This is a genomic window from Immundisolibacter sp., assembly GCF_028696615.1.
In the GTDB taxonomy this organism is placed as follows: Bacteria; Pseudomonadota; Gammaproteobacteria; order Immundisolibacterales; family Immundisolibacteraceae; genus Immundisolibacter.
Map to the genome: position 1 here is coordinate 1 of NZ_JAQVGQ010000111.1, position 8,512 is coordinate 8,512.

Below are 8,512 nucleotides of genomic sequence, written 5' to 3' on the forward strand. Positions count from 1 at the left end.
GGATGCGCGGCGTGGTGGTCGCGTTCTTGTGCAGCTTGATGTTCATCCCAGGACCTCACGCAGCGCCTCGTGGGCAGTCAGTAAACCACCACGGGTACCGAGAAGGGAAACGTCCGGGATGCGACATCTAGCGAAAGCTATCCGTAGTTCATGGGCTTTGTGCGGCGCGTGGGGCGCCGGCCGTTTTGCGCGGCGCGCTGCTTTCCTTCCTTGGTGCGTGGGCCGGTGCTCAGCCCGCCGTGGAAGCGGCAGCGGCCGGACTCATACAGGTCGGTGCGCTTGCACGGTGTGCCGGCGCGCGTCTTGGCGCCGCACGTGAGGCCGCGCAGGTCATCGGGCAGTCGCGGATAGTCTGGGGGCTTGGGCTCGGCTGGTCGTGGCCCTTTGAAACCACCCTCTGCCCATTCAAGAAAAGCCATGTGGTGAAGCCGTTGGCGTCGCCAGTAGTCGTCTGCGAGGCGCCGGTGTTCCACGGAATGGGCACGCCAGCGGCGGCGGCGGGAAATGTCGTTCATGCCGGGTGATCCTTCCATGTCGCATCACGTTCCGTGGTGTTGTCGCAGCGTTTCTGCTTAACCTCGATCCTCCGGCCGCACGACCCGCCGTGTGATCGTGATCTCGACGGGCTTGTCGCCGCCCTGGATCGTATGACGCTCGCGGTACTTCTCAGGGCGACGGGCTTTCAGCAGGAAGATCAGCAGCGTGTCGCTGCCAGTGATCGCCCGCTTCAGAGCGATCTCCTCCAGTTCGTCGGTGCCGGCCTCGATAGCGTCATCAGCCCGCGCGGCGAAAGCCGGATCGGCCGCCCGCCACGCGTAGTACGTGCTGCGATGTATTCGTTCGGCCTGACACGCCGCCATGACTGTTCCACCGGCGCGCAGCACGGCCAGCAGCCGCGCACCTTTTTTAAGTGTCGGATCTGTCGTTCTCAAGGCTGGTACCCCGTCAACTTGGCCATCTCGGCGCGCAGGAACGCGCCGGCATCGGCCAGCGCTTGCGGTGAGCGCTGTGCCCAGCGGCAAAATTCGGCGATGTCGGCGTGGCTCCACTCAAAGTACGTGCTCACCCGCTTGAGCGCGTCGGTCAGCTCTGCGGGCCAAGGCAGCACAGGCGGCGGCATCGGTGCCGCCTTGCCGCCGGACACGTTCCGCCAACGGGTGACGCCAGCCGGGGCCGGGGTGCAGCCCTCGCAGTGCCAGCCGTCGGCGGCGTGCCAGTAGCTGCCGCAGGCGCAGGTGGGGCAGGGTTTCGCAGGGTTTCGCAGCCCGTCCCCCTGCGAATCCTGCGAATCGTGCGAAAACCCGCATGGTTGCGCGCTTTCAGCGTTTGCGAACGGTTGCGAATCTTGCGAATGGCTCACGTCATCGGCTGCCGATTCGCAACCATTCGCAGCCATTCGCAAACCCACAAACGTAGTGCTGGCGCTGCTATTCGCAGGATTCGCAGCTTTCGCAGGGGCGCCGGGTTCAAGCAGGTCGCGTAGCAGGTCACTTGCCCGCATGGTTCACCCCCAAGGCGACGATCTCGCCGGCAGCGATGGCCACCAACCCGGCAGCTTCCAGGCGTTCGATGGCGGCATTACGGCGCGCGGCGGATCGCAGGCTGGCTGGCCCAAGGCGCGGAATGTCCCTGATCGCCGACGGCTCGCCGCGATCGACCAGCCACGTGTACAGCGTCAGCGCCCAGGCAGGCGCCGGATCGGCCCGACCGTCGCGCGCGGCTTGCCAGGCGTCCACACTCGCCGTCACCACCTGCGCGCCATTGCGGGCGGTGGTGGCGTCGATCGTGCCGGCACCGGCCCATACCGTCAGCACACCGGCCACGCGACATAGCAACTCGGTTGCCCGCAGCGCCCACGGCCGCACCTCGCGCAGCCCACCGCGGCGCGCTTCCACTTCCATCCGCTCGAAGAAGCCGGCCACGAATGTGGCGGCCGCGGCGTCAAGCTCGACGGTCGGCAGGTCGCCGCAGTCATCGGGCGCTGGCGTTTCCAGTAGCTCGCGGCAACGGCGCCAGTACGCGCCAACGGTCGGGCAGGTGTCGGCGCGCCAAGGCCGGTGCACGCGCGGTTCTAGTGGTGGCGGCCACGCCAGCAGGAAGCGGGGCCAAAAACCGATGCCGGCCAGCGCCTCGTCATCGAGCGTGTCGCCCAGCGCCGCGGGCTGTACCAGCAGGTGCGCCGAAAGCCGCACGCCGTAGCGCTCGGTGCGGCCCTCGCCGGCCCGCACAACCGACAGGTGACCGCGGTCAAACAGACCACACAGTACAGCGGCGGTCTTCATCCGGTTTTCAGCGCTCATCGCGTGGCCGGCCAGGATTTGCCCGGCCTCGGTGCTGAACACGCCCTGCGCAGCCGAGCCTTCCTTGAAAGATCGGCGCAGACCTTCGGCCGTGATGTCGGACGCAAGCAGCCAGTGATCGTTTGATCCGGCGCGGTGCTGCGCGCGCTGCCAATCGTGGACCGCAGCCAGCGCCGGCCGGTCGGCCGCGTCCTTGCCATCGCCGGACATGGCCACGGTGATGCCGTACAGCCCCAGCGGCTTGATTGCGCCGTCAAGGCTGCGCACGTTCGCCACGCGGGCAGCCAGCAGCGCCGCCACCGATAGCACCGACTGACCGGCTATCGCAGGCCGTACCTGCGCGCCCTCGGCGATCGCCTGCGCCACCTCGGCCAGCGGGCCAAGGGCGGCCAGCGGGTAGGCATCTTCTGCAGGCTCCGGCTCGGCCAACAGCAGCCCGCGGGCGCGCTCGATGGCAGCCTTGGGCGGCAGTGTCTCAGGTGCTGGCCAGTTTTCGGCGGGTGCCAAATCCCGCGTCTTGACCGGCGAATGTCGCCGCGACAGGCGCGCGACCACTAGGTCCGCGCGTTCTTCGAGCGTGGCGCTCATCAGCGCACCCCCAGCGTCGCCACGGCGTCGGCGAGCCGATCAGCGGCAAGGCCGGCGCGCTCGGCGTCTTCGGCGGAAACTGGCCTTCCGGCGGCGGTGTCAGCGGCGACGATAGCCGCGATCGCGGCTTCGTGCTGTAGAAGTAGCCACACGTCGCTACGACTCCACCGGCTGTGCGCGTGGACCGGCCCGGCATAGTGCTCGGCGGGGCGCTCCGGGTACAGGTCGCGCAGTTCGAGGCCAGCGGCGTGAACGATCTCGGCAGCCGCGCAGCCGGCGAAGCAGTGCAGCAGCGCGCGGTGGTCGTCGGTCTGGCGAATCGAAAGTGACGGGCGCCGGTCATTGTGCGCTGGACACCTCGCGATCCACCGGTCGGCGCCGGTCTGTTTCACGCATTCGAGACGGCTCAGCAGCCGGTCGACCGGATCGTGGACGGTGCGCGCGAGCGCGGCGCTCACTCGGCACCCCCGTCGGTTAACTCGCGTAGCCATGCGCGGATATCGCCGAGTTGCCATCGCGTGCAACGCGGGGCTTTCAGTGCGGGCTTTGGCGCACGGCCAGCGGCCATTTCTGCGTAGAACTTCGATCGACCGTATGGACCCATGGCGATCACGGCATCAATGCCGACCATCGCATCGTCCGGCAGGCTCGATAAGTCAAACTTTTGGGGTCGCAGCATTTGTCCGCTCCGATAAAAGCACCGCGTTGTAGCGGCCTGCGGACAATTGGATTACATGCGATTTCCAATTTCCGTCGAAAAACTACTCGCTGTCGTCGCGTAGAGCGTCGAGTTCCTGCGGTGACAAGAAAACCTCGACGCCGAAGGGTGGGGCAATCGCGTCGAGAGCGTCGCTTGCACCATCGCGAGGGTTGCTAACCGGGCTGCCGCAATATCGCCTCAGGATTTCCCACACATCATTGGCCGCACCAGCGGCGAGCTTGTCCACGCTGGTCTCCGCCGCTTCTGGGTCAGAAAACTGCCAATGCCAACTCCTGACGCCAAACGTGCTTTCCCAGCGCGCCTCAAGGCGAGTTCGCAACTGTCGGAAGGCATTCTTGGCTGGCCGCCCCGGCCCGACGGCGGACGCATCGAAGTGCCCCGTGCGTGGCGTGATCTCCGCATCCATCAACATCAGCTTGGCGAACATCCGGATGTGGTTGTTGGTCTGCAATATTCGCTGGCCGTAGCGCTTTCGCATCGCATCACCACACGCCGGATTGCGCGCGGCGGGCGGTTGCAGAATTTCCCCGGTGTCCTCATCGATGGGAAGCACGACCCCAAGTTCTTCGGCTACCGACTTGATTCTTTCTGCTTGCTTGTTCGTCAGCCTGGAACGCTTGATCTTCTCGACACCCGCACGGAGAACCAGGACGCGAAATTGATATTCACCGATGATCGCGGCAATTGCGGCCTCCGCGTCGGCTCGTTTTGCGGTGTTCGCGTCCGGATCAGTGGCGGGTACTGTCATGGGGGCGGCTCGGGCTGACATCCGTGACGTGTTCCGGTCGGCCAAGGTGTCCGGTTTTTCGCCCACGTCGGGTTGGGCGCGGCAGTTTAGGTCACCCGCTCACGTGCGAATGCACGTCCCAGCACATGCAAGGTCGGGTTGCCCATGCTCGACAGCGCCCGGGCGCAATGCCGGCGCGCTCGGCAACCTGCCGAAGCGCGGACAGCAGGGCATCTGCCGCCGGGCTGGTCGCGTTCCTCCAGGGCGGCGGTGATGTACTGCGCGGCTAGCGCCGGGTCTTGGCGCGGCAGATCGACAACGGTGTCATCGTGCGGGCGGTATTTCATGTGCGTTCCTGCCAGTCGGTGCAGTGCACTACGCGTTATAGAACTGGCGCTGCGCTCACCGGCGCCGGATCGGCACCACCAGGCCACCGGCGCGCAGGCCGTCCAAGTAGTCGGCCCAAGCTTGCATCATGCGGCGGCGCTCCAGCAGCAGGTCGGCGCGGTTGTAGGCGCCTGCAACCTTGTTGCGCTCGGCGTGGGCAAGCTGGCGTTCGATGACCATCGGCGGGAAGCCTTGCTCGTGTAGCAGGGTGCTCGCCATGGCCCGGAAGCCGTGGCCGGTCATGGTGTCCTTGTCGTAACCCAGGCGGCGTAGGGCGGCGTTGACGGTGTTCTCGCTCATCGGCCGCTCACGGGTGCGCTCGCACGGGAATAGGTAGCGCCCAGCGCCAGTCAGCGGGCGCAGGGCGTCGAGCACGTCGAGTGCCTGCCGGCTCAGCGGCACGATATGCGCCGCGTCGACTTTCATCTTGTGGCCCGGTATGCGCCAGGTGTCGCCGTCAAACTCGGTCCACTCGGCGTGCCGCAACTCTCCGGGCCTGACGAACGTCAGCGCCGCGAACTGCATCGCAAAACGCGTGACGGGGACTCCCTGATAGCCGTCTATCGCCCGCAGCAACCCGCCCACGGCGGCCGGGTCCGTCAGAGCGGCGTGATTGCGCACCGGCTTGGGCGGCAGCAGGTCGCGCAGGGCCACGTCGGCGGCTGGGTTGCGCGCGGCTAGGCCGTGCACCACGGCAAAGCGGAAGATGCGCGAACAAAGCGAGTAAGCGCGCCCGGCGGTCTCGCGCAGATCGCCGCGGCTGTGCACGCTGCGCACCGCGCGCACCACGTCGGCGGCGGTGATCTCATCCGCCGCCATATGCCCCAGGTGCGGCGCTAGGTGTGACAGCAGGAACCGGTGCTTCCCGGCAGTGACCGGCTTGCAACTGCCGGCGGTATCGGCAAGCCAGCGCTCTGCCAGTGCCGCGAAGGTGTCGGCGGTCTTGGCGCGGGCGCGCGCGGCGGCCGGATCGGTGCCTTGCGCGAGCAGGCGCCGCGCTTCGGCAGCTTTGGCGCGGGCATCCTTGAGACTGACGGCGGGATAGGCGCCAAAGGCCAGTCCCTTTTCCTTGCCGCCGTGGCGGTACTTAAGGCGCCACAGCTTGCCGCCGGCTGGCGACACCAGCAGGAAGAGACCGTCGCCGTCGTACAGCTTGAACGGTTTGTCCGCCGGCTTGGCCGCGCGAATTGTGGTGTCTGTCAGCTTGCCGCTCGCCATCAAATACCCCCAGGAGCCCGCAATACCCCCAAGAGTGCCCCCAATATTCCCCGGCTGCAAGCGGTTTCATGCGGACGGTTACGGACGGGAATTCCTACTAATTATCTTAAAAACTGGAACTTAGCGAATGGTTGCGGACATATGCGGAATGGGTGATGGTGCCCGGAGCCGGAATCGAACCGGCACGGCCGCGAGGCCGAGGGATTTTAAGTCCCTTGCGTCTACCTGTTTCGCCATCCGGGCGGCGCTGGTCGGCGCGCATGGTAACGCCGCGGTGCGGGCGTCGCTGGCCTGGTGTCGGGCCTGGCCCGATAATCGCCGCCGTCATGTCTACGCCACTCGACATTCTCGTCAGCGTTTTCGGTTACCACGCCTTCCGCAGCCAGCAGGCGGCGATCATTGATCACGTGGTCGGTGGCGGCGACGCGCTGGTGATCATGCCGACCGGCGGCGGCAAGTCGCTGTGCTATCAGGTGCCGGCGCTGGTGCGCGGCGGCGTGGGCGTGGTGGTGTCGCCGCTGATCGCGCTGATGGACGATCAGGTGGCGGCGCTGCGCGAGCTGGGCGTGGCCGCGGCGGCGCTGCACTCGGGCCTGCCGGCCGGCGAGGCGGCGGCCATCGAACGCGAGCTGCTCGCCGGGCGGCTGAAGGTGGTCTACATGGCGCCGGAGCGGCTGGTTGGCGAGCGCACGCTGGAACTGCTGTCGCGCGTGCCGCTGGCATTGATCGCCATCGACGAGGCGCACTGCGTGTCGCAGTGGGGGCACGACTTCCGGCCGGAGTATCTCGGCCTTGGCGTGCTCGGCGAGCGCTTCCCCGGCGTGCCGCGGCTGGCGCTGACCGCCACCGCCGACGGGCCGACGCAGCGCGACATCGTGAGCCGCCTGCGCCTTGCGGACGCGGCGCTGTTCACGGCGAGTTTCGATCGCCCCAACATCCGCTACCACATCCGCCAGGGCGAGGGCCTGCGCGAGCAGTTGCTGGCGTTTCTGGACGCGCACCACCGCACCGACAGCGGCATCGTCTACTGCCCGACGCGCCGGCGGGTGGAGGAGACCGCGGAGTGGCTCGCGCGCCACGGCCGCCCGTCGCTGATCTACCACGCCGGCCTGCCGGCCGACACGCGCACGGCGAATCAGCGCCGCTTCCTGCGCGAGGACGGCCTCACCATGGTGGCGACGGTGGCTTTCGGCATGGGCATCGACAAGCCGGACGTGCGCTTCGTGGCGCATCTTGGGCTGCCGAAGAACATCGAGGGCTATTACCAAGAGACCGGCCGTGCCGGGCGCGACGGCCTGCCGGCCAACGCCTGGCTCGGTTACAGCCTGGCGGACGTGGTCGGCACGCGCCAGTTGCTGGCGGCAAGCGATGCGCCCGAAGAGCGCCGCCGCGTCGAGCAGGCCAAGTTCAGCGCGCTGCTGGGCCTGGCCGAGAGCACCGGCTGCCGGCGCCAGGCGCTGCTGGCCTACTTCGGCGAGCAACTCCCGGCGCCCTGCGGCAACTGCGACAACTGTCTCGACCCGCCCGCCACTTTCGACGCCACCGAGGCGGCGCAGCTCGCGCTGTCCTGCGTCTACCGCACCGGGCAGCGCTTCGGCGTCGGGTACTTGATCGAGGTGCTGCGCGGCGGGGATGATCCGCGCATCGCGAGCCTCGGCCACGACCGGCTCGCTCTGTTTGGCCGCGGACAGGAGCGCTCGGCGGCGCAGTGGCGCTCGCTGTTCCGCCAGCTCGCGGCGCGCGGCCTGGTGAGCGTGGACATCGACGGCCACGGCGGCCTGCGCCTCACCGATGCCGCGCGGCCGGTGCTGCGCGGCGAGCAGCGCCTGCATCTGCGCGAGGAGAACGGCACTCGTGAGCGGCGCCGGCGCAAAGGCGGTGCGACACCGGTGCTGGCGAGCGCCGAGCAGGCGTTGTTCGAGGCGCTGCGCGCCGAACGCCGGCGGCTGGCGGACGCCCACGGCGTGCCGGCCTACGTGATCTTTCACGACGCGACGCTCGCGCAGATGGCCGCCGAGCGGCCGCGGACGCTGGCGGAACTCGCGCAGATCAACGGTGTCGGCGCCGCCAAGCTCGAGCGCTACGGGGCGGAGTTTCTGGCGGTGATTGCTCGGGCGGAGTAGCCCGGGCCGATACCGGCTGCGAACGGCGGCCTCAGCCGCCGGTCATCGACATGAAGCGGATGACTTTTTCCGGCTTCTCGCGGAACTCGTGCCGCTCGGGCTTCAGACCGATCGCGGTGCGGATGGCCGCTTCGAGCTCGGCGTCGCTGGCGCCACCGCGCAGCAGCGGGCGCAGCGCGTAGCTGTGGTCCTGACCCAGGCACATGTACAGCGTGCCGTCGGCGGCCAGGCGCACGCGGTTGCAGGTCTCGCAGAAGTGCTGCGAGATGGGCGTGATGAAGCCGATGCGCGTGTGGCGGTCGGCGACCCGGTAATAGCGCGCTGGCCCGCCGCCGGGTGCGATGTCCGGGATCAGCGTAAAGCGCTCGGCCAGGCGCCGGCGCGCGGTTCGCAGGTCGAGAGAGCGCCCGCTGGCACTGCGGCCGGTGTCACCCATCGGCATGGGCTC

10 protein-coding genes, 1 tRNA gene and 1 pseudogene are annotated in these 8,512 nt (G+C 68.2%); 1 reads left to right on the forward strand and 11 read right to left on the reverse strand.

Annotated elements, in window-relative coordinates; translation table 11 throughout:
- Positions 1-137 precede the first annotated feature (137 nt).
- The 10 genes from PHC73_RS08485 to PHC73_RS08530 all read right to left on the reverse strand — a co-directional run bounded on the left by PHC73_RS08485 (position 138) and on the right by PHC73_RS08530 (position 6,184).
- Positions 138-515, reverse strand: a complete 378-nt coding sequence (locus PHC73_RS08485; protein WP_300126719.1) for an HGGxSTG domain-containing protein — start codon at positions 513-515, stop codon at positions 138-140.
- Between the two features lie 57 nt (positions 516-572).
- The gene (locus tag PHC73_RS08490) at positions 573-932 is read right to left on the reverse strand and encodes a hypothetical protein (protein ID WP_300126721.1); all 360 of its coding nucleotides are present in this window, start codon (positions 930-932) and stop codon (positions 573-575) included.
- Positions 929-1,360: a hypothetical protein gene (locus PHC73_RS08495; RefSeq protein ID WP_300126723.1), complete on the reverse strand. Its 432-nt coding sequence runs from the start codon at positions 1,358-1,360 to the stop codon at positions 929-931. Before PHC73_RS08495 ends, PHC73_RS08490 begins: the two co-directional genes overlap by 4 nt.
- A 127-nt stretch (positions 1,361-1,487) precedes the next feature.
- Complete coding sequence (locus PHC73_RS08500) at positions 1,488-2,888, reverse strand: DUF3987 domain-containing protein (protein WP_300126725.1); 1,401 nt, start codon at positions 2,886-2,888, stop codon at positions 1,488-1,490.
- On the reverse strand, positions 2,888-3,346 hold the full coding sequence (locus tag PHC73_RS08505) for a hypothetical protein (RefSeq protein WP_300126727.1): 459 nt from the start codon (positions 3,344-3,346) through the stop codon (positions 2,888-2,890). The genes PHC73_RS08500 and PHC73_RS08505 overlap by 1 nt, the downstream gene beginning before the upstream one ends.
- A complete protein-coding gene (locus tag PHC73_RS08510; protein ID WP_300126729.1) occupies positions 3,343-3,567 on the reverse strand; it encodes a hypothetical protein in 225 nt (74 codons plus the stop codon). Before PHC73_RS08510 ends, PHC73_RS08505 begins: the two co-directional genes overlap by 4 nt.
- 82 nt (positions 3,568-3,649) lie before the next feature.
- Positions 3,650-4,357 carry a hypothetical protein gene (locus PHC73_RS08515; RefSeq protein WP_300126731.1) on the reverse strand — a complete coding sequence of 236 codons (708 nt, stop codon included), beginning with the start codon at positions 4,355-4,357 and terminating at the stop codon, positions 3,650-3,652.
- Between the two features lie 86 nt (positions 4,358-4,443).
- Positions 4,444-4,683, reverse strand: coding sequence for a hypothetical protein (locus PHC73_RS08520; RefSeq protein ID WP_300126733.1), 240 nt, complete (start codon positions 4,681-4,683; stop codon positions 4,444-4,446).
- A gap of 55 nt (positions 4,684-4,738) precedes the next feature.
- Complete coding sequence (locus PHC73_RS08525; RefSeq protein ID WP_300126735.1) at positions 4,739-5,941, reverse strand: integrase arm-type DNA-binding domain-containing protein; 1,203 nt, start codon at positions 5,939-5,941, stop codon at positions 4,739-4,741.
- Positions 5,942-6,097: 156 nt separating this feature from the next.
- Positions 6,098-6,184, reverse strand: a tRNA-Leu gene (locus PHC73_RS08530).
- Positions 6,185-6,267: 83 nt separating this feature from the next.
- Here PHC73_RS08530 and recQ point away from each other — a divergent pair.
- Positions 6,268-8,064 carry a DNA helicase RecQ gene (gene recQ, locus PHC73_RS08535; RefSeq protein WP_300126737.1) on the forward strand — a complete coding sequence of 599 codons (1,797 nt, stop codon included), beginning with the start codon at positions 6,268-6,270 and terminating at the stop codon, positions 8,062-8,064.
- 31 nt (positions 8,065-8,095) lie between these two features.
- On the opposite strand, the pseudogene PHC73_RS08540 reads toward recQ, so the two are convergent.
- Positions 8,096-8,512, reverse strand: a pseudogene (locus PHC73_RS08540) (GTP 3',8-cyclase MoaA); the annotation flags it as partial.

Coding starts and splice junctions, on each gene's coding strand:
- PHC73_RS08485 (WP_300126719.1), bottom strand. CDS start 515: ATGAACGACATTTCCCGCCGCCGCCGCTGGCGTGCCCATTCCGTGGAA.
- PHC73_RS08500 (WP_300126725.1), bottom strand. CDS start 2,888: ATGAGCGCCACGCTCGAAGAACGCGCGGACCTAGTGGTCGCGCGCCTG.
- PHC73_RS08510 (WP_300126729.1), bottom strand. CDS start 3,567: ATGCTGCGACCCCAAAAGTTTGACTTATCGAGCCTGCCGGACGATGCG.
- PHC73_RS08515 (WP_300126731.1), bottom strand. CDS start 4,357: ATGACAGTACCCGCCACTGATCCGGACGCGAACACCGCAAAACGAGCC.
- PHC73_RS08520 (WP_300126733.1), bottom strand. CDS start 4,683: ATGAAATACCGCCCGCACGATGACACCGTTGTCGATCTGCCGCGCCAA.
- PHC73_RS08525 (WP_300126735.1), bottom strand. CDS start 5,941: ATGGCGAGCGGCAAGCTGACAGACACCACAATTCGCGCGGCCAAGCCG.
- recQ (WP_300126737.1), top strand. CDS start 6,268: ATGTCTACGCCACTCGACATTCTCGTCAGCGTTTTCGGTTACCACGCC.